The sequence below is a fragment of the Flagellimonas sp. MMG031 genome, from assembly GCF_040112705.1.
In the GTDB taxonomy this organism is placed as follows: domain Bacteria; phylum Bacteroidota; class Bacteroidia; order Flavobacteriales; family Flavobacteriaceae; genus Flagellimonas.
The window spans coordinates 1,986,996-2,006,913 of the sequence record NZ_CP157804.1 but is presented as its reverse complement, the minus strand read 5'-3'; the positions used below and the strand labels follow the sequence as shown (position 1 = coordinate 2,006,913).

Annotated in this window: 18 protein-coding genes and 1 tRNA gene; 6 read left to right on the top strand and 13 right to left on the bottom strand. The window is 39.6% G+C overall.

What is annotated here, in order from left to right; translation table 11 throughout:
* The first annotated feature begins 113 nt into the window (after positions 1-113).
* A complete protein-coding gene (locus ABNE31_RS09020; protein ID WP_349350965.1) occupies positions 114-1,334 on the top strand; it encodes a site-specific integrase in 1,221 nt (406 codons plus the stop codon).
* Positions 1,335-1,519: 185 nt separating this feature from the next.
* Here ABNE31_RS09020 and ABNE31_RS09015 read toward each other — a convergent pair whose 3' ends face one another.
* Both ABNE31_RS09015 and ABNE31_RS09010 read right to left on the bottom strand, forming a co-directional pair.
* The gene (locus tag ABNE31_RS09015) at positions 1,520-3,148 is read right to left on the bottom strand and encodes a zinc-dependent metalloprotease (RefSeq protein WP_275650198.1); all 1,629 of its coding nucleotides are present in this window, start codon (positions 3,146-3,148) and stop codon (positions 1,520-1,522) included.
* Positions 3,149-3,176: 28 nt separating this feature from the next.
* Positions 3,177-3,581 (bottom strand): hypothetical protein, encoded by a 405-nt coding sequence (locus tag ABNE31_RS09010; protein ID WP_275650197.1) that lies wholly within the window; start codon positions 3,579-3,581, stop codon positions 3,177-3,179.
* A gap of 140 nt (positions 3,582-3,721) precedes the next feature.
* Between ABNE31_RS09010 and ABNE31_RS09005 the strand changes: the two genes are divergently transcribed.
* Positions 3,722-5,335 carry a T9SS type B sorting domain-containing protein gene (locus tag ABNE31_RS09005; RefSeq protein ID WP_275650196.1) on the top strand — a complete coding sequence of 538 codons (1,614 nt, stop codon included), beginning with the start codon at positions 3,722-3,724 and terminating at the stop codon, positions 5,333-5,335.
* Positions 5,336-5,606: 271 nt separating this feature from the next.
* Here the strand turns inward: ABNE31_RS09005 and mobB are convergent, their stop codons facing one another.
* The 11 genes from mobB to ABNE31_RS08950 all read right to left on the bottom strand — a co-directional run bounded on the left by mobB (position 5,607) and on the right by ABNE31_RS08950 (position 14,284).
* On the bottom strand, positions 5,607-6,629 hold the full coding sequence (gene mobB / locus ABNE31_RS09000) for a MobB family relaxase (protein ID WP_275650195.1): 1,023 nt from the start codon (positions 6,627-6,629) through the stop codon (positions 5,607-5,609).
* 5 nt (positions 6,630-6,634) lie between these two features.
* Positions 6,635-7,219, bottom strand: coding sequence for a BfmA/BtgA family mobilization protein (locus tag ABNE31_RS08995; RefSeq protein ID WP_349350964.1), 585 nt, complete (start codon positions 7,217-7,219; stop codon positions 6,635-6,637).
* A gap of 460 nt (positions 7,220-7,679) precedes the next feature.
* Positions 7,680-8,639: a hypothetical protein gene (locus ABNE31_RS08990; RefSeq protein WP_275650914.1), complete on the bottom strand. Its 960-nt coding sequence runs from the start codon at positions 8,637-8,639 to the stop codon at positions 7,680-7,682.
* Positions 8,640-8,643: 4 nt separating this feature from the next.
* Positions 8,644-9,048 carry a hypothetical protein gene (locus tag ABNE31_RS08985; RefSeq protein WP_275650915.1) on the bottom strand — a complete coding sequence of 135 codons (405 nt, stop codon included), beginning with the start codon at positions 9,046-9,048 and terminating at the stop codon, positions 8,644-8,646.
* Positions 9,049-9,073: 25 nt separating this feature from the next.
* Positions 9,074-9,526, bottom strand: a complete 453-nt coding sequence (locus tag ABNE31_RS08980) for a hypothetical protein (protein WP_275650916.1) — start codon at positions 9,524-9,526, stop codon at positions 9,074-9,076.
* Positions 9,526-10,029, bottom strand: coding sequence for a hypothetical protein (locus tag ABNE31_RS08975; protein WP_275650917.1), 504 nt, complete (start codon positions 10,027-10,029; stop codon positions 9,526-9,528). The genes ABNE31_RS08980 and ABNE31_RS08975 overlap by 1 nt, the downstream gene beginning before the upstream one ends.
* A 490-nt stretch (positions 10,030-10,519) precedes the next feature.
* Positions 10,520-10,593, bottom strand: a tRNA-Arg gene (locus ABNE31_RS08970).
* 104 nt (positions 10,594-10,697) lie between these two features.
* Entirely contained in the window at positions 10,698-11,564 is an 867-nt protein-coding gene (locus ABNE31_RS08965) for a sugar phosphate isomerase/epimerase (RefSeq protein ID WP_349350963.1), read from the bottom strand.
* A gap of 142 nt (positions 11,565-11,706) precedes the next feature.
* Positions 11,707-12,306 (bottom strand): YceI family protein, encoded by a 600-nt coding sequence (locus ABNE31_RS08960; RefSeq protein WP_349350962.1) that lies wholly within the window; start codon positions 12,304-12,306, stop codon positions 11,707-11,709.
* Positions 12,307-12,383: 77 nt separating this feature from the next.
* Positions 12,384-13,646 carry a hypothetical protein gene (locus ABNE31_RS08955; protein ID WP_349350961.1) on the bottom strand — a complete coding sequence of 421 codons (1,263 nt, stop codon included), beginning with the start codon at positions 13,644-13,646 and terminating at the stop codon, positions 12,384-12,386.
* 35 nt (positions 13,647-13,681) lie between these two features.
* Positions 13,682-14,284, bottom strand: a complete 603-nt coding sequence (locus ABNE31_RS08950) for a YceI family protein (protein ID WP_349350960.1) — start codon at positions 14,282-14,284, stop codon at positions 13,682-13,684.
* Between the two features lie 332 nt (positions 14,285-14,616).
* Here ABNE31_RS08950 and ppdK point away from each other — a divergent pair, with 332 nt between their 5' ends.
* The 4 genes from ppdK (at position 14,617) to ABNE31_RS08930 (ending at position 19,901) form a co-directional block, all read left to right on the top strand.
* Positions 14,617-17,337 carry a pyruvate, phosphate dikinase gene (ppdK, locus tag ABNE31_RS08945; RefSeq protein ID WP_349350959.1) on the top strand — a complete coding sequence of 907 codons (2,721 nt, stop codon included), beginning with the start codon at positions 14,617-14,619 and terminating at the stop codon, positions 17,335-17,337.
* Between the two features lie 113 nt (positions 17,338-17,450).
* Positions 17,451-19,181 (top strand): alpha/beta hydrolase-fold protein, encoded by a 1,731-nt coding sequence (locus tag ABNE31_RS08940; protein ID WP_349350958.1) that lies wholly within the window; start codon positions 17,451-17,453, stop codon positions 19,179-19,181.
* Positions 19,182-19,185: 4 nt separating this feature from the next.
* Positions 19,186-19,491, top strand: coding sequence for a DUF6090 family protein (locus ABNE31_RS08935; RefSeq protein WP_349350957.1), 306 nt, complete (start codon positions 19,186-19,188; stop codon positions 19,489-19,491).
* Positions 19,455-19,901 carry a hypothetical protein gene (locus tag ABNE31_RS08930; protein ID WP_349350956.1) on the top strand — a complete coding sequence of 149 codons (447 nt, stop codon included), beginning with the start codon at positions 19,455-19,457 and terminating at the stop codon, positions 19,899-19,901. Before ABNE31_RS08935 ends, ABNE31_RS08930 begins: the two co-directional genes overlap by 37 nt.
* Positions 19,902-19,918: the final 17 nt, after the last annotated feature.

Genomic DNA, 19,918 nt, shown 5'->3' with positions numbered 1-19,918 from the left:
TATATTTTATTGTATTTCAATGTGTTACATTTATTTTAACCTCATTTGAAATCAAATGGAATCAATTATTTGTTTGCAAATTGTTTGCAAATTTTTTTGCTAACTTGAAGTAAATGAGAACATATTTGACCCTTTTATTGGATACAAGAAGAGCAAAAAAAGATGGCACCTACCCTATCATTTTTCGCCTCACTCATTTGCGAAAAACAACATCCATCGCAACTGGTTTTTCAATATCCGAAATATTTTGGGATCATCAAAAATGTTCCATTAAAAGAAACTACACTCGCACGGAATCCATTGCCCGATTGAATACACTTTTATTAAAAGAAGAAGCTCGTGCAAATGACATTCTCAACAAACTTTCTGATCAAGGTAAGTTGAACTATTTGTCAATTGTTGAAGTGAAAAATCGAATCACAAGAAACAGTACCTATGAATCCTTTTTTGAATTTGGGAATTCTGTAGTTGAGGATTTAAAGGCGGCACACAGATATGGGACGGCAAGACATTATAAAGGCATTTTATCGGTCTTGAAGACCTTCAATAAGGGCAAAGATCTTAAGTTCAATGAAGTGAATTACTCCTTTATCAAACGCTTTGAAAAATATCATTTAGCAAAGGGAAATAGTTGGAATGGATTATCTACTTACTTACGCGGCTTACGAGCACTCTTCAATAAGGGTATAAAAGCAGGGTTAATTGAAAAGGAAGCCTATCCTTTTATGAATTATACAATAAGACAAATTCCAACCGAAAAACGAGCTTTGGAAATTGAAGATATCAGAAAGATCCTAGAATTGGAAATTCCAGAGGATCAAGCATTGTTTAGATATCGAAACTATTTCATTTGTTCCTTTTTTCTCTATGGTATGAACTTCACGGACATGGCATACCTCCAAGTAAGCAATATAGTGAACGGTCGTATTAAATTTCGCAGAAAGAAAACAGGAAAACTATATGACATAAAAATAACCGGACAACTTTCAGAAATCTTGAACAGTTATTTGAAAGGAAAGAAAGCGGAGGATTACATATTTCCTGTAATAAAACGAGAAAATCCTGCTAAACAGGAACGAGAGATTAATTGGGAAAGGCAGCGTTATAATCGCGGGTTAAAAACAATTCAGGAGTTATGTGGAATTGAGCAGAAGCTTACAACCTACGTTAGCAGACATAGCTTTGCTACACAAGCTATGCTTCACAACATTCCTTTGGAGGCCATTTCTGCCATGCTTGGACATAGTAAGCTGAATACAACTCAAATCTATCTCAAATCGTTGCCGACTACTATCCTGGATGATTACAATGAGAAGTTAATTGAAGCTATCTAAAGTTATTAACGACAATTTAAGGGAGGCCGTCATGACTGGAATCATCCATGAAATCATATATTATTGAAAATCATTGTTTTAGTTGAATTTTTTCATGATATATCCCTTCTTAAATAGCATCATTTATTTTAATATCATGAAATTAGCGATGTACTTAGAAGAGGTAAATCTACAAAAGGATTCTGCTAGTGAGATATAATAATTGATTTTTGAACTATTTCTTGATCAGTTATTATATTAAGTATATAAACCCCGTTCGTTAAATGTTCAGTTGGAACAACCGATAAGTTCTTGTTTTGGCTTTTGAATAAAACCTTCCCGTCCATACTGCTTAAAGTGACATTTACAAAAGTTAAATCAGCGCGATTCTTCAGCAAGATATTTATCCGTTCATTTGCAGGGTTAGGATAAATTTGGTTTTCAGTTATAGCTACTCCTATACCATCGAATTGAGTCTTAAGTGGAATTCCACCTCCACCACTGCTTGAATGGGATACACTTTTAGTCTTAGCTCCTCCAACACCACATTTATTTTTCCCCATGACCTGTACCAATCCGGAAATCTGTCCCATTCCAGTATAAGCTGTAAGATAGCGATCCGTTGTTGTCCTCATTTGCCAACGCTGACCATTGTAATTCCAGCTTGTAACTACATCAAAAGGATAAGGCAGACGCCATTCATAGCTACTGGCTCCAGAAGCTACGGACGAGTTATAATTTACAAATGCACCTGTTAAAACAGATGATGGACCGGAAAGGGAAGATGGTGCACTGGGTTCGCCTACCCAAACATCTTTTGTTAATTGAATACCATTAAAACTTGCCGTGACCTGACCCTGACTTCGAGTACCACTTACCCCCTTGACCGTAACCGAACTATTAGTACTGCTTACAATGGTCATATTGGTTGAAGTAGTCCAGTTAACAGTGGTACTTGGGGGATATTGCAGGGTTATTACTGTATTTATATTCGAACAAGTACAATCGTCACCAATCAACTTGGTTATCTGACAGTTCGTTGCTACAGCATCTGATAAAATAGAATATTGTGGTATCGCATTTTTCATAACCGCCACTTGTCCATCAGTAAATAAATCTCGGCATGCCGACCTTGAATAGGACATAATGTTATCCGTAAGGGGACTGTAACCATTTCCGCCAGTGTAATTACAGGTAACATCGACGTTAAAACTCGAAAGCTGCGGGTCAGCTGGCGTATCGCAAATTTTATCCCCAGCCGTTGAGCAATTTGAACCATTTATATTTTCAACCCCATAGTAAGTTTCATGAGTATGCAATAAGTTAAGACAATGTCCCAATTCATGGGGAGCTGTAGAAGTAAGCACAAAATCATTATCTATTATCATATTCCTGCTAGGAATATCCTGGGCCAATCCAGCGTAAACAATTCCACTGGAGGTTTGACCTGAATTTACAAGATAAACATTTATGGCATTCGCTTGGTTGTTTGTACCAAATAGCTGGTTCGCCTCATTGTCCGTTCCGATATCGAATAAAGCATCACTATCGATGTAATCATTGCCGACAGATTGTATTGAAATTTCGTGTGGTAAAAATGCACTGTTCATGACATTAAGAATATCGTCGATAACCGTTGGATTGACCCCACCGGTACCATTGGTTCTGCGAACAATATGGAAATATAAATTCAAACAATAGGAGGAAGAGACTGAAGATTTTCCAGAAATACCTGATGAAACTGAATATGCGGTCGGTGTAGGGGTAGCACATTCTTGGGCGTGGATGAGGCAATTAAAACCAATAAAAACTATTAACGTAGTAATTTTTTTCATGCTGGACCGTGATTATGAGATTTATAATTTATATTTTCAAAAATTTGAGCTTAATACCCTCATCCGGCGTATTATTCCCTAATGCACTAACTATCAAAATATCCGGAAGATCACTTTCATCATCAATGAAATAATCAGTCCTATCATCTAGGCATTCAAAAAAAACAGAAATTTTTGATTGTTCTTCTGAATATTCATAGGTGCCACTGCATGAACTATAACTAACGACAGCTTCATTGCCATCAGCAAAAGTTATGGTATAACTCGCACTATCATCAACAGTTTCCCAATCGGCACTTCCATCCAATTTGGTTTGATAGGTTGCTGTCAATTTCCAGGTTCCTAAAAATTGATTCACCTGGTAACCTTCTTGACCAGAATTATCAGAACAAGAAAATAACAGAATTGATATAACGTATAGAAACATTTTCATTTTAAATTGTTTACTTTTCTAAGTGAGTTCAACGAAATTCATTATAACGTAATAATAAAATTATTTTCGTATGTAATATATTACAAATTATTTTATTTTTTCTTAATTTATTGAATATTTTATCTTTCAATTAATTGCCCATGAAATTGAATTATCCAAAGCTTGTTATTTTTATAACTCTTTTAGGCTATTCGGTAGCGTTATCTGGGCAATCCATTGTTATTGAAGACAGAGAATATGCTGACATAAATGGTAAATTGAAGGATATATTTGATGACTCTTTCGATACCGATTGCCTTGATGTTTCTATTGAAAGGGCGACCAATCTATCGTTAAATGGAATCAGCACATTTAATAGAGGTAACTCAGAATTTCCGTTTGATACAGGTTTCGTACTATCAACAGGTCAAGCACAGATGTCAATCGGACCAAACAAATCACTAAGGACGAGTTCGGTCAGCGAACCGTTTGGCGGGATATATACCATACAGGAAATTCTCGACGATAGAATTGGTACTGTCGGTCAATATTCGGAATCAAAAGCTATTAAATTGAGATTTGTATCTCAAACTGATTTTTTCAATTTAAATTACATATTTGCTTCTGAGTCTTATAAAGTTGGGGACATTGAATGTTTTGATGGCGATAGTTCAAAACAGGATGGATTTGCAATATTATTGACCGGTCCAGGTATTACACCAGATACCTTTGATCATGACAATGACACGACAACACCTGAAATAGAATATGTACATCACGGTAAAAACATTGCATTACTACCGGATCAAGTTACGCAAGTAGGCCTACATAGCATTCATAACAATCCGGAGTGTAACAATCTTGGATTCCAATCATACTTTATAGAGCAAGAAGTTGGTACGGGCGAAATTGAGGCGAACGGTAGAACCGTGCCGCTAACCGCTGTCTCACCGATCATTCCCGGTGAAGTCTATGAATTGGAAATTATATTGACCAATAGAGGGGACAATAGCTTGGATTCTTGGCTTTTTATTGAATTTGCACAGAAGCCTATTGTGCCTGATTTAGAAGACACATATTTTATATGTAAAGAAAATACAAACAGTAACAACTATCAAAGCATTTTCATTGACACAGACATTGATGACCCAAAGTATTCTTTTCAATGGTTTTTAGATGGCGACCTTTTATCCGATCAAACAAATAATAACGTTGAGGTATTTGTTCCGGGAGAATATTCGGTAAATATTGTAGCTCCCAACGGATGTTCAAGAACTTACTCCTTTTCTGTTGTTGAATCTTCAATTCCGTTTGATTTAGCATATTCCCTGTCCGGAGAACTTTTTACGAACCAACAAACAGTTGAAATTAGTACGACAGGAATAAGTGACTATTTGTACTCCTTAAATGGAATAGAACAATCTTCATCAACTTTTACAAGTATTGCTCCAGGTACATATCATTTGGTAGTTAAAGATATCAACGGTTGTGGTGAAGCCGGCTTGGATTTTACAATAGTTGATTATCCAAAGTTTTTTTCCCCCAATGGAGATGACATCAATGATATTTGGAGACCTAATATGGGCAATATCAGTAAAGATGGTAATGTTTTTATCTATGACAGATATGGTAAGATGCTGAATAACTTCTCCCTGAAAAATGGCTCGTGGGATGGAGTATTTAATGGAAATAGAATGCCTCCAGCAGACTATTGGTTTATTATAAATTTTAAGGACGGACAGGTTTTTAAAGGGCATTTTTCGTTAATAAGGTAACCATCAGCCCCTAGATCAACCCCTTTCAATTTATTGTCCAACCAATTCTTCCCCGAAACAGAAGACATTAATGATAATTTTATGAATTTAGCGATATCCTAAAAGAGGGAAGGCTAGATAAATGAAGGGCGAACGGAACACAGTGAAGTGCTGTAAGTGTCCCCAAATCTTACCCCCAACTTTTGCGCATGGATCCTTTCGGGTTTTTGTAGTGTTCCGGTAGATAAGCGTAAAGCAAAAACCCGAAAGGGCGCAACCTACTTCTGGGATTTCAGTAACCCATGTCCTCACCTGCTCCCCTAGCCTTATCGATACCCTTTCCAAGTGCCTTAATGATCTTGGCCGCCATCTGCACTTTATTGGTAGGTATGCTGGGAGCTTTGATACCCATCGTCTTAAGGAGTTTAAAGGCCATGTCCTTTTCCTTGGTGGGCAGTCCCATGACCTTGGCAAAGAACTTCCCCGGTTCCTTGGCATGGGCCTTTCTCCCAACATAGGATTCCACATAGTTCCTCTTGAACCCAGTTGTCCTGTCAAAGGTCTTTTCGGCTGCTTGGTAGAAGCTGTCCCGATCAAATCCCCTCTTTACCGTCTTTCCGTTCAGTTCCACTTCCGAGGCCTTGTGCTTGGCCATGGGTGAAAGTGTATAGGTGTTCGTCACATCCCTCCTGCTGACTATGATATGGATATGGGTCTGTGGCCCCTCCTTTTGCATCCCTGCGGCCACAAGCTGCCCGTTCTGTTTGTGTGGGGCCAATCTTGTTTGCTCTGCAATCCTCTTTTCAAGCTCTTTGACATTCCCAATGGATTCGCCACGTTCCACTTTCCGTATCTCGTTTTTGAGCCTTGCTATCTCCCCTCGGTAGGGAGCATTCTCCTGAACCTGTTTGTCAAAGCCCCTATAGGTGCGTTCATGTTCGATCTTGGCATAGTATTTCAGGTTCTCGGCCTTTACCTCTTGGTTCCTATGGAAACTCTTGGCATAGTCCTCCATGAGTTTCCTAGTGTATTCCCTTAACAGTTTCTGGTCATTTCCTATGGCTTTAAGTTCCCTTTGGTTGGGACTGACCACAATGGAATAGAATTTCGGGTCCTTCTGCCTTAATTTGGCGGTATTGGCATCAATTTCATCGATGACCTTTTCAGGGCTTACGCTGTCGTTCTCTTGGTCAAAGAATTCCTCCCTTTGTTCGGGCGACCTATCCTCGTTTTCCTTTTCCAGATAGTCCACATAGCTCCCCACACTGGAGTTATAGGTACTGCCTATTTTCTGTGCTGAGATGGTAAGGTACATAAGTGTCATTTTAATTGATACTTAATACTTTCATAATCCCCCATGCCCATATTGATCTTTAGATAGGGCTTTCCCATCATAGGCTCCACCTTTTCCACATTGTCGATGATTTCATTGCAACGCTTTTTATAGCTTTCAAATTCATGAAGGATTCTCTCGTGCTCAACTTTTGGAACAGTGTTTCTAGACTCCAAAAAATCCATTCGCTCTTCCTGTATCTTGATTGGTTCACGTTTAGGTTTCCTCCCATCCTTTACATAGGCTTCATAAAGGATGAGTACCATTTCATAGGTGGGCCTGATACTGGTCTTTTCCATGTTCTTGATAATGGCGATGAGCCTATCGAATTTTTTCATCATCTGACGCTCCAATTTTTTGATGCTGTCAAGGATGACCTTTGTTCCCTCTCCAAAAGGATCAAGGTTGTTCTCCTTGAAGTATTGTATCATTCCTTCCAAAACCTCGCTATGGGATTTGTTGAACCTTTTGGAATAGCTGCGAAAGCGTGTGGCCGTTTCCTTCTTTACGGTGATATTGGAATAACCCCCCGTCCCTTTCTTTATTTTACCGTTGGTTGATTGCTTTTCCATAAGTGCGATTTTGTTTTTTTAGTGAAATTGTGTCAATTTTTTCGTCAAAAATTTCCAGTGTTTATGGGGCTTCCCAAAGGGTTTACTGTAGATTTCGGAAAAGCCTACTGTAGCCCTTGATTTTGCACAGTATTCCAAAATCTGTTCAATTGACTGGTTTTCAACTTGTTGAAGACCCGAAAACAACCGTGATGGCGCAATCTGCGCATCACCCTCTTGCTATTCCTTCGTCCCGCAAGCGGGACCAAATGAATACAGCATGATTGAAAATCAGCTGCCCTATAAATTTTCTTTGGTTTGTACGGACTTTAGGAAAGTCAAATCAATTATTTATTTGCCGCACAAATTATGCTTGAAAGCATATTATAAATATAACCTTTTTACTAAAAGAAAAATACGTTGTGAATTGATGAATGGTAATATGAACTGATTTGAATAGTTATTTTTTTAGATATAACAATCACTTATTTATTAATCCATACAATACGAATGGCAAAATAATTGAGCCAAATGTAAGTGCCATTGAATATATGAAATCAGTTACACCCCCGTCCCTATCAGTCTTCGGTTCTTTCTTAAATAATCCTTTGTATATTCTTCGAAGAGGCCATTGCAACATTAAAAAAGTTAATGGCATTAAGGTAAATGGCCCTAACTTTTCAGTTAATGTTTTTGGAAAATTATTTACAAAATCCCCCCCATAAACCATCAATACAATTGCTATTGCAAAACAACCTAGATACAGAATATCTTTTTTAAGCATTTCATTATCAATAAAAAACCAAATAGAAACTCCGGCATATAAAAACCAAGTTGCTCTTTCTTTTTCAAGCATGTCTCTATCTCCATTGATATACAGAAAATGAAATATTAATAGTATGAAGAGTACCAAAGATATTATGGTAAACCTTCCTTCAATGGTTTTAAAGAATTGCTTCTTATCAAAATAGACACTCGCTTTTTTAGAAACTATAATAGAATCTATCGGTGATGTGCTTACTGGTGTTAACTTAAAAAATTCTGGAATGCTGGAATTAACTTTTTTTATTCCACCACCAAAGTCAATCTTGAAATGAATATTATTTTCTGTAACCACATAAACGTTATCATATTCAGTATCATCAGAAGGAATATAAATCAATATGTCCTGACCTTTAAAATTACTACTCTCATCACCTCCTGTATATCCCAATATTTCTATGGCCCCCTTTATATCTTCAGGGTACTTTAAATAGTTAATTAAGAAAAAGAACAATTGGTTAGAGAGGTTATTAACTTCTATCTGGATTGAGTCTTCAACTTGGAACAGATTAATGGTCAATTTGCTATCTAAACTTTCGAAATACAAATCAATCCATTGTCTGATAGCCAACTTTAGATTCTTCTCAGAATAGCCTTTTACATTAATCAATCCTTCCATTATTCTAATAGTTATGCTGTACTTCTCGAATTAGCCCATAATAGGCTTCAGAAAACAAACGTATCTCCCTTTCTTCATGATACCTTGTATATAATTCCATAAACAGCCTCAAAACAAAGTATAATATCACAAGTGTCCAGTTGGAAATTACAAACGCTAAAATCAAAGAAGTCAAAACCCCAAAAATATTAAAGGTCTTGACCAAAATTTTCAAAGATTTTATAAAGTCTGTTTCAACAACGAATTCATTCTTTTCGTTCAATTTTCCCTTAACTCTGTAAAACTTATGAGATTTTAGCCTTACCAATTCGAATTCCTTCATATTGACAAAGCCTTTATATTTTCCGCCTGATACAAGTTTATGTAGGGCTGAAATAGTATAATCTGTTTTGATTAGTGTAATGCTCAAAGTTTAATTTTAAGTCTTTCTTTAACTAACTTAAGTAGCTTTTCAACTTATTGAAAAGGATTCTTTCTTGTATTCGATACACAAACCAAAACCATAATAAACCAAAAGGTGTAAGCCATAGCGCCCAAGTTAGAAAAACTTCTTCTGATGCTAACGCTGCAATAATTGCAATTACCATAACTGCTAGGAAAAAGTATAATTCAATTCGGATTTTGGTTCTAAGTGAAACTTTTGTCTTGCCTGACTCCGTTTCAATTAAATTGGCATAGCCTTTTATTCCATCTGCAAACCCTGGATTAAATTTTACCATTATTGTTCCCACCGAAAAGTTGGATAAAAATTTAAATGATTGATAGTCTATCCATTCAACTCTAAATTTTTGGTTATTCTGAAACCTTAATTTTTCTTCTAATTGCTCAATGGTCCCATTGAAAAAGAATTCATCCTTTAAAACTATCCAAGGAAATACCTCATTCATTATTTCCTTTCAACGATTTCAGAATTAAACATTTTCATGACCAATTTCCCTAATTCTGCATTATCACAATGTGCCGAAATTGTAGATGTAATTTCAAGTCTATTGATAAACCCAAGTCTAGTTTGAATTCTGAAAGTATTGTTCCTATCCGTTAATCCGCTTACATCAATAAGTGTATAGTTTTTTTCAAAACCCCTCATTGATTTTTCTTTACTCACATGAAAAGCCGTGTAACCGTCCTTTTTACTAGATCGCTTTGCATCATATTCTTTTATATCAAATTTCTGGATGTTTCGTTTTATCGCTTCTCCAATCAAGTCATAAGAAGAATCAATTTTTAATACTTCACACTCTTCTTGGGAGTATCTGTATCCTTGATTAGGTTCTTTATAAAATGGGGTGACTATGATTTGTTCATGCTTTTCAGAAATATAAACAAATACATTCTTGATGATTTTTAACTTTGGTTCCTGTGGAGAGAATGTTATACTCTTTATTTTCATGTTTAAATATTCCTGAAAATGTACGAAAAACCAAGTAAATCAAAGATTATAAAAAACCTAAAAGACGAATTTTCGATGTTTGGCAATGGGGTTCTTATTATTCTTGGGATTATATTGTTTCTTGGATTGATAATACTTTTTATAAAGTTGTTTTCGTATATCTGGGAATATTATACCTCACCACAATTCAGAAAAGATAATCTAGAGCTACAAACAGCTATTTGTGTTATTCTGCCCATGATTTTGGCCTCAATATGTTTGAATGTATTTAATCGAATTAAAAAACGCCTTAAAAACAAAGTTTGACAATTTCAATGAAGAAGAGATAGAACTAAATATTAAACCAAGTGAAATCAAGATAAATCGATTCAAGATTTGACAAATAGGCTATTATCGTGTTAAATACTGTTAAAAAATGAGGTGTTTGCAAATTGTTTGCAAAAAAATAGGCCTCAGAAAGAGAAACTCTCTGAGGCCCTATGAATACTAGTGATCGCGGAAGGATTCGAACCTTCGACCGTCTGCTTAGAAGGCAGATGCTCTATCCAGCTGAGCTACGCGACCAAACTTTGCGGGTGCAAAGATACTAATGTAAGCGGTTGTAAAAAATATTTTTTTGATTTCTTGCCCTTTTATTGCAATGCTATCATAACCGCTTACATTGGTTTTTATTGAAACCCTATCGCTTTCAACGCTTTATGGCTGATTTTGATCACTTCCAATGGTTCCTTGTCCCAAGTCCTGTCTTGCTCCACAAAATACATTTGCATTCCCGAAGCCTCTTTCTCGTTCAAAATTCTACCAAAATCAATGTTTCCCTCACCAACAGGGGCGAATCGCCCTTCGTCGTCCATATCCTTAACATGCCATAGTTTGAACCTGCCGGGATATTTCTCAAAATAGGCCACTGGATCAGCACCGGCTTTCGTCACCCAATAGAGGTCCATCTGAAAATTGACATATTCCGGGTCTGTGTTTTCCAATAGATAGTCAATAGGCTTTATGCCATCTTCATTATCCTTGTATTCAAAATCATGGTTGTGGTACAATAGCTTTAATCCTGCCGCCTCACATTTCTTCCCCAAGGTTGTCAGTACGTTGGCAAAATCTTCCATGGTACCTTTCATCCCCATTGTCCTCTTCTCACGATCAAAAGTGAACATACCCATCGGTGGAACCGGAATGGTAAAATAGGTGAAGCCAGCTGCTTTGGTATCGGCGATCAATTGATCAGCATTGTCCAAAGTAACCATTCCCATGTGTGTGCTTACCGGGGTCAATCCAATACTTTCCAGATAGGATTTGAACTCCTCTGGTTCCATTCCGTAAAATTTTCCTTCATTGTAGCCTGCGGCCTCTATGTAAGCATAGCCCGCGTCGGCAACTTTTTGAAGAGTGCCTTTAGCATCTTCTCCCATGTTGTCCCTAACGGTATAAAGTGCAAGTCCACCAAAGTTGTCCTGAGCGTAAAAAGTGGTTGTCAATAGCACAAAGGCCAACGCAAGTATACCCTTTGTCAATACTAATCGTTTCATTTGAAGTGTTTGAATTTAGTTTCAGTTATCTATGTAGCACACAAGATACTGATTATTGGTTTTATGAAATATGTGCTCAAACAAAAAATCCGTTAGATAATTTTATCAAAACGGATTTCTTTACTCTAACAGCATACAATGCTTAGATTTCGCTCATTTGAAGGGTAACATGCACTTTGATTTCGTCGTCTACCCTGATCATACCCAGCATTTTTTTGGGAGCTTTCAACTCAAAATCACTCAATTTCAAGTCTAAAGTACCCTTTACGCAAATATCCTTGGCTTGCTCACAATGCAATAGGGTCTGGTACTTGCGGGTAACCCCGGCGATTTTGATCTCCAAGCCAACACTCACCATATTTTGATTGACTGATGGGGGGTCTACGTACAATAATCTTAGCCCGACTTGCGGATGCTTCTCCGTTTTGAGCAACTCTTGAAAATCCCTGTTGATGGCCTTTCCTCCGCAATCAAAACAATCATTGACCAATTTAAGCTCTGCATTCTTAAAAAGAATATGCTCGGATTTTTCGTCGTAGATCAAACGAATGGGTACCTCCAATTCCTGTAAATTGTATTTGCAGGTAAAGTTATTGACATTGGTAGTACCAGCGATCACTACCTCGCTTTGTGGCTCCACCCTTACCTTAGTTTCCCGTTCAGGGTCGCTAAAGGAAAACCAAGACACAAGCACGAGGCCAATGAAAAGTGTTTTCGTTATTTGTGGAATAGAGGTTATCATGATACTTAAATATAACAATTTTAATGGCCAAGACCTAGGACATTATTGCCCTAGGTCTTTTTGAACATTTATAATTTCTAGAAGCTGATCACCGCTTCCAACAAAAGTCCTTTAAACTGACCTTCGTTGAAGATACTAGTGGTATCGAATCCATCATACTGTTGGTTTACGTATTCTATTTTTGCCAAAATGTTCTTGGTCAAGAATACGCCACCGCCCAATTGGAATCTATCAATGGTTACTTCGGAACCGGAAGGGTCATCGGAAGTTACCGTATTGTAACGGGTAGCCAAATAGAAGTTTTCATTGTTTCCGAATCTGTAGATCAATTCACCGGCCAACTGAGTAGCCTTTCTATCCTCGGTTTCTGCATTGGTCTTACCAGAAGCAGTTTCAATGGTACCAAAGAATTCCAATCCTTTGTATTTTACAAATGGGTTGATCATAAAGGCAGTAATTTCATTATTGAATCCTGGGTTGTACCTACCTGACCTAAAGTTGCTGGTGGCAGATGCCTCTGTATCCTCCATCACCAAGTAATATCTTGATCCTGCACGGTCTGCACTGTAAAGGTATACCCTTCCTGATTTGTTGGTGCTGTACATGGAACCTGTAAGTCTCAATCGCAAATCTTCATTGATTTGACCATCGTAACCCAATTTGGCCAAAATGGAAGCTCCTGTAGTCTCTGGGTTGGTAACAGCTTGGTTCAATTTTCCATTGGAAAGCCCAAACATCCCGATGAAACCATTCTTTCTAAAGTATACTTCCCCACCTACCTCTGTGGTAAAGGCATCCATGATCAAGTTTCCTACAAAAGGGTTGTGCATGGCCTGGGCGTTGTCCGTTCTTCTAAAATGGGCATCACCATAGTTGTTTTCCATGTGACCCACCTTAATGGTGAGGTACTTCATGGCATTCTCCAAGAATCCAGGGCTGATGAAATCCAAATTATCTACCTGAAAATACCCGCCTTTTACATAAGGTTCTGGGTGGTGACGGGAAGACAAATAGGTCCTTAAGTGCATACGCACCCCTTTGGCCAAGGCCACGTCCAAATCCAAGTTGGCCGTTGCCAAGTTAAAGTTGTTCCCGATCTCTATCAGTTCCACAGCTCCAGAGTTTTCATGGTCGATAGCCTGAAATTGCAATGTAGAAGATCCTCCTACACGTACCTTAATCCCATCGAAAGTGGAAACGGAATCCTTAGGGGCCTCAAATACATTGATGCCTGTTTTGTCCGGGTTACGGAAGTTGTCGAGTTGACGGTTTTGGGAAAATCCCGATAGGCTAACTAGGAAAGCAGCAGCCAACAATCCAAATTTTGTGTATTTTTTCATGATTGTAGATTTATTAGTTGAGTATTAAGATTAAATTATTTCCAAACGGTATTGAAGTGAACCTCGATGTCATCTCCAGTGGTAATCGTTCCCAAAAGAGCTTTGGGAGGTTCAATATTGTAATCGGTCATTTTCAGGGCCTTTTTGCCTTCCAGGACCACCTTGTCACCGTTGATACTTAGGTTAAAAGGTAGGTCAATGGTCTTGGTACTTCCCGAAATGGTCAGGTTGCCTGTTGCCACTACTTTGTATTTGTTGGAAGTGGCTGTGATGGGCGAAATGCTTTTCACGTTCTTCATCTCAAACACAATTTGTTTGTGCATTTTGGTATCCAAGGCCTTATAGGTGTTTTTGTCCATGGCTCCTTTACCACTTTTTAAGCTTTCCGCTTCCACCACAAACTTTAAGGATGTGATTTGGGGCAGTTCTCCCGTCTTGTCCAAATTGATGGAACCTGATTTTTGCTCTGCCACTTCTTCCCAATCGTGCAAGGTGGAAGTTCCTGTAACCAGTACTTCTCCTTCCGAATTATTGAGGGTAAAATCTTGTGCAAAAAGTGCCATCGGAACAAGGGCGAACGATAGCCAAAAAATGACTGCTTTTAAAAGCGAAGGTCGATGTGTGATATGATATTGCATAGTTTTTGGTTTTTGATGGGACAAAGATCTATTGCGAAATATTTTTAAAAGATGATATATGTCAGTTATTTCCTAAAGCCTTGATTTTAAAGGAAAAAACACCCCATATTTTTTTATTTTTTTTGGTTTCCCAATATATTTTGATGGTATTTCAACCTCATTTGAATAAAATTTTCGCAAAAATTTGGCGCATTTTTAATTTACCTACTCAAAGACCACATTATCAAACCCTTCTTGGTCAAAATCCTGATTTATATCATATTCTGCGCATAGGTTAGCCAGTAATTTTACAGGAACAATTAGCATGTATCAATCTCTTAATAGATAAAAAGATGGAAACACTCACAGCAAATCAACTCAGCGTCTATTCCTTCGGCAACAAAAAGGCCGATGGTGGACGCGAAATGAAGAACCTGCTCGGAGGAAAGGGAGCCAACCTTGCCGAAATGAGCCGAATAGGAATACCCGTGCCACCTGGCTTTACCATAACCACAGAAGTATGCACCCAATACAACGAGGAAGGAAAAGAAGCAGTCATCAAGCGCATTGAACCCGAGGTAAGGGATGCCATTACCAATATTGAGCAAACTATGGGAGCCATTTTTGGAGATGATGAAAATCCACTATTGATTTCGGTACGCTCTGGCGCTAGGGTTTCCATGCCGGGCATGATGGACACCGTGCTGAACTTGGGACTCAACGATGAATCCATAAAAGGAGTCATTAAAATGACAGGCAACGAGCGTTTTGCCTGGGACTCCTATCGTCGATTCATCCAAATGTACAGCAGTGTGGTCATGGGCCTTAAACCAGAATCCAAGGACGATTTGGATCCTTTTGAAGAGATTATCGACCATCTAAAGGATAAGAGAAGAATCGAACAGGACACCCAATTTACCGTACAAGACCTACAAGATCTCGTATACGATTTTAAGGACATCGTCAAAAAAAGAACTGGCAAACCCTTCCCTACCAACCCATGGGACCAGCTTTGGGGAGCCATTCTTGCTGTTTTTGATAGCTGGAACGGTGACCGAGCCATTTATTACCGTAAAATGAACGGATATCCCGAAGATTGGGGTACCGCAGTAAACGTACAGGCCATGGTATTTGGTAATATGGGCGAAGATTCCGGAACAGGGGTTTGCTTTACCAGGGATGCCGGAACCGGTGAAAATATGTTCAACGGCGAATACTTGATCAATGCCCAAGGCGAAGACGTGGTGGCCGGAGTACGTACACCGCAGCAAATTACCCTGCTTGGTTCCCAACGCTGGGCGAGACTTGCCCAAATTGAAGAAGAGGAACGCAAGGAAAAATATCCCTCCTTGGAAGAATTGATGCCTGACATCTACAAGGAACTCTTCGAATATCAAAATAAATTGGAGACCCATTACCAAGACATGCAGGACATGGAATTTACCATCCAGCAGGGTAAACTTTGGATTCTTCAGACCCGTAACGGTAAACGAACCGGGGCGGCCATGGTAAAGATTGCCATGGATCTCCTCAAAGAGGGATTGATCGATGAAAAAACAGCACTCAAGCGCATTGAACCCAATAAGCTCAACGAACTGCTACACCCAATCTTTGATCCTGAGGCTTTGAATGAGGCCGATGTCATCGCACAAGGGCTACCCGCCTCTCCCGGTGCTGCAACGGGTCAAATCGTATTCTTTGCAGATGAAGCATCCAAGTTCAAGAACAGTATTCTAGTTCGGGTCGAAACCTCCCCAGAGGATGTGGAAGGGATGCATATCGCCAAAGGTATCGTTACCGCTCGCGGTGGGATGACCTCCCACGCTGCCGTTGTTGCGCGTGGAATGGGCAAATGTTGTGTATCCGGAGCAGGAGCGTTAAAAATCAACTATAAGAACAGAACACTAAAAGTGGGAGACCATGAATATCACGAAGGAGATTGGATTTCCATCAATGGTTCCACAGGTAATATTTTGGAGGGAAAAGTAGCCACCAAAGAACCAGAACTTAGTGGTGAGTTCGCTGACTTAATGAATCTATCCGATACCTACGCAACTTTAGACGTTAGAACCAATGCAGATACTCCAAAAGATGCTTTGGTTGCCAGGAACTTCGGTGCCAAAGGTATTGGGTTGACCCGTACCGAGCACATGTTCTTTGAGGTAGACCGCATCAAGGCCATGCGCGAAATGATTTTGGCAGACACGGTCAAAGGACGCAGACAGGCCTTAAAAGAACTATTGCCCATGCAACGCAGCGACTTCGAAGGCATCTTTAGGGCCATGGAGGGCTATCCAGTAACCGTTCGATTGTTGGATCCCCCATTACATGAGTTTGTACCCCATCAACTGGCTACGCAAAAAGAATTGGCCGAAGATTTACATATTTCGCTATCAGCCGTAAAAAGCAAAGTGGCCGAGTTGGAAGAATTCAACCCCATGATGGGACACCGTGGTTGTCGATTGGGCACTTCATATCCGGAAATCACCGAAATGCAGACCCAAGCCATCTTGGAAGCAGCGCTCAAAGTGAAAAAAGACGGTATCATTGTAAAACCTGAAATTATGGTTCCGCTGGTAGGCACTGTGGAAGAGTTCAAACAACAAAAAGCCATAATTGACGCCACCGCTGAGGAGGTGTTTAAAAAACGTAAGGATACCGTGGAGTATTCCGTAGGTACCATGATGGAAACCCCAAGGGCCACATTGATTGCCGACAAGATCGCCGAAGATGCGGATTTCTTTTCCTTCGGAACCAACGATTTGACCCAGATGACTTTTGGATACTCCAGGGACGACTCAGGAAAGTTCCTCCCAACCTATCTCGAAAAAGGTATTCTAAAACATGATCCTTTTGAAGTATTGGATCAAGAAGGTGTCGGACAATTGGTGGAAATGGGAACCCAATTGGGACGTAAGACCAAATCCAATCTTAAAGTAGGTATCTGTGGCGAACATGGTGGTGAACCCAGCTCGGTTGCGTTCTGCCAAAAAGTGGGCATGAACTACGTAAGTTGTTCCCCATTTAGGGTACCCATTGCACGGGTAGCTGCAGCGCAAGCCGCCCTAATGTAAGCGTATGTAACCAACCATTTTGTTTTGATCCCCGATGTTTAAAATTTTAAATGTCGGGGATTTTTTCTTTACGGTTGGAATGGACTATCTTAACTATCTAAAATCCAACCGTTATGACCAAGCTTTCCCTTTTTATCTGTTGTTGCACCATTTTGTTGTTTTCCTGCGCGCAGACCGAAAAATCAAAATTTGATATTGCTGTCAGTTTCGATGAAAACGTTAGTCCAGAGAACAAAGATGGACGATTATTGCTCATGCTTTCAACTGATGACAGTAAGGAGCCCCGATTTCAAATCAATGATGGATTGAATACCCAGCTCATTTTTGGGATGAACGTGGATAATATGGCACCCGGGACATCCATTACTTTTGATGAATCCATTTTTGGATATCCCTACCCTAGTTTAAAGGATGTTCCCCCTGGCGAATACAATGTACAGGCCTTGCTACACGTGTATGAAACCTTCAATCTGTCCACAGGCCATACCGTGAAACTTCCTATGGACAATGGCGAGGGGCAACATTGGAATACCTCTCCCGGCAATCTGTACAGTACACCTTTCAAAATAACAGTAGGTGAAAATGGCATCGACAATGTTTCCGTAACCTTGGATCAAGTCATCCCTCCTATCCCCGAGCCCGAGGATACCGAGTGGATCAAGCATATTAAAATCAAGTCGGAAAAGCTCTCCGAATTCTATGGGAGGGACATGTATTTGGGGGCCCACGTATTGTTGCCAAAAGGGTTTGAAGAACATCCCGAGGCCAAATACCCATTGATGGTGTTTCACGGGCATTTTCCGAGCGATTTTGGAGGTTTCCGGACTACTCCGCCCGACCCCAATTTGGAACCCGAATATTCAGAACGGTTTGACTTGGAGGGGTACAACATCATTCAGCAACAAGAAGCCTACGATTTTTACAAAAGATGGAACGAACCGGATTTTCCGCGTTTCCTCATCATAGAAATCCAGCACCCTACCCCCTATTACGACGATTCGTATGCGGTAAATTCAGCCAGTCAAGGCCCCTATGGCGACGCTATTACCTATGAACTCATCCCATATATCGAAAAAGAGTTCAGGGGAATGGGTGAAGGTTGGTCCCGATTCCTGTACGGAGGTTCTACCGGAGGATGGGAAGCCTTGGCCGTGCAGGTGAAATATCCGGATGAGTATAACGGCTGCTTTGCTGCCTGTCCAGACCCCATCGATTTTAGGGCCTACTGCCTTACCAATATTTACGAAGACGATAATGCTTATTATTACGATTCCGAGCACAAGCAATTGGAAGTTCCCTCCCACAGAAATTATTTGGGCGATATCCAATCCAATTTACGACAGGGAAACCATCTGGAATTGGTTTTGGGCGATAAATCCCGATCGGGACAACAATGGGATATTTGGGAAGCGACCTATTCCCCACAGGGTGATGATGGCTATCCTGTGCGCATTTGGGACAAAATGACGGGAGACATTGACCACGAGGTCGCCGAATACTGGAAAGAAAACTACGATCTGCGGCACATTCTGGAACGGGATTGGGACAAATTGGGCCCAAAACTGCGGGGCAAGATCCATATTTATTGCGGGGATATGGACAACTACTATTTGAACAATGCCGTTTATTTGATGGAAGACTTTTTGGAAAGTACCACAGAGCCCTATTATGAAGGCGAAGTGTTGTACGGCGACCGTGCCGAACATTGCTGGAACGGCGACCCAGAACTGCCGAACGCCATCAGCCGTTTGCGGTACAATTCCATGTATGTGCCCAAAATCATGAAGCGCATTGCGGAAAGCGCACCACAAGGTGCCGATTTAACCAGTTGGAGATACCGATAGAAGTATGTTTGCCCTCTTTAGAAGAATCAGAAAACAGTTGGTTTCAGAAGGAAACCTTGGAAAATACCTAAAGTACGCTATTGGCGAAATCATTCTGGTAGTAATAGGCATATTGATTGCCCTACAGGTAAACAATTGGAACGAAAATAGAAAGAGCCGTTCATTTGAACAGGAGATGCTAGCACAAATTCGCGAAAACCTGGAAGTAGATAAAATGGATTTGAAAAAGGTCCATAGAAATTTGAAAAAGCCATTTCGTCGATTACTAAAATCTTGGAACATGAACAGGAACAGTATCCTGACAGTTTGAAATTTTGGTTGGGCGATATTCTACAGTTTGAACGGTTCGCAGCCATAACAAATTCGTACGAAACCTTAAAATCGAATGGCCTAGATAAAGTATCCGATGATAAACTCCGTAGGCTATTGAGTAATTATTACGAAAACGAAGTGGAACAGGTAAGCCGAGCCATAATTGATGTAGAGTATGCATTTCTAAATGATTGGAAACCTTTGTTGAAAGAACTTTCCATTGAGGATTTTAAGTTCAGACAGTACGTCATAGTAAATGATCCTAACATATTTGATAGGTCATCTGTAGCAAGAAACAATCTAATCTTGAACAAGGATAACTATTCGGGGGGAACCACACGTATTTCTCAGGTAATCCAATCCATTGATAGGATTTTGAACAGGTTATCTCCCGAGTTGGAAAAATAATTTATAAAAATGTGTCG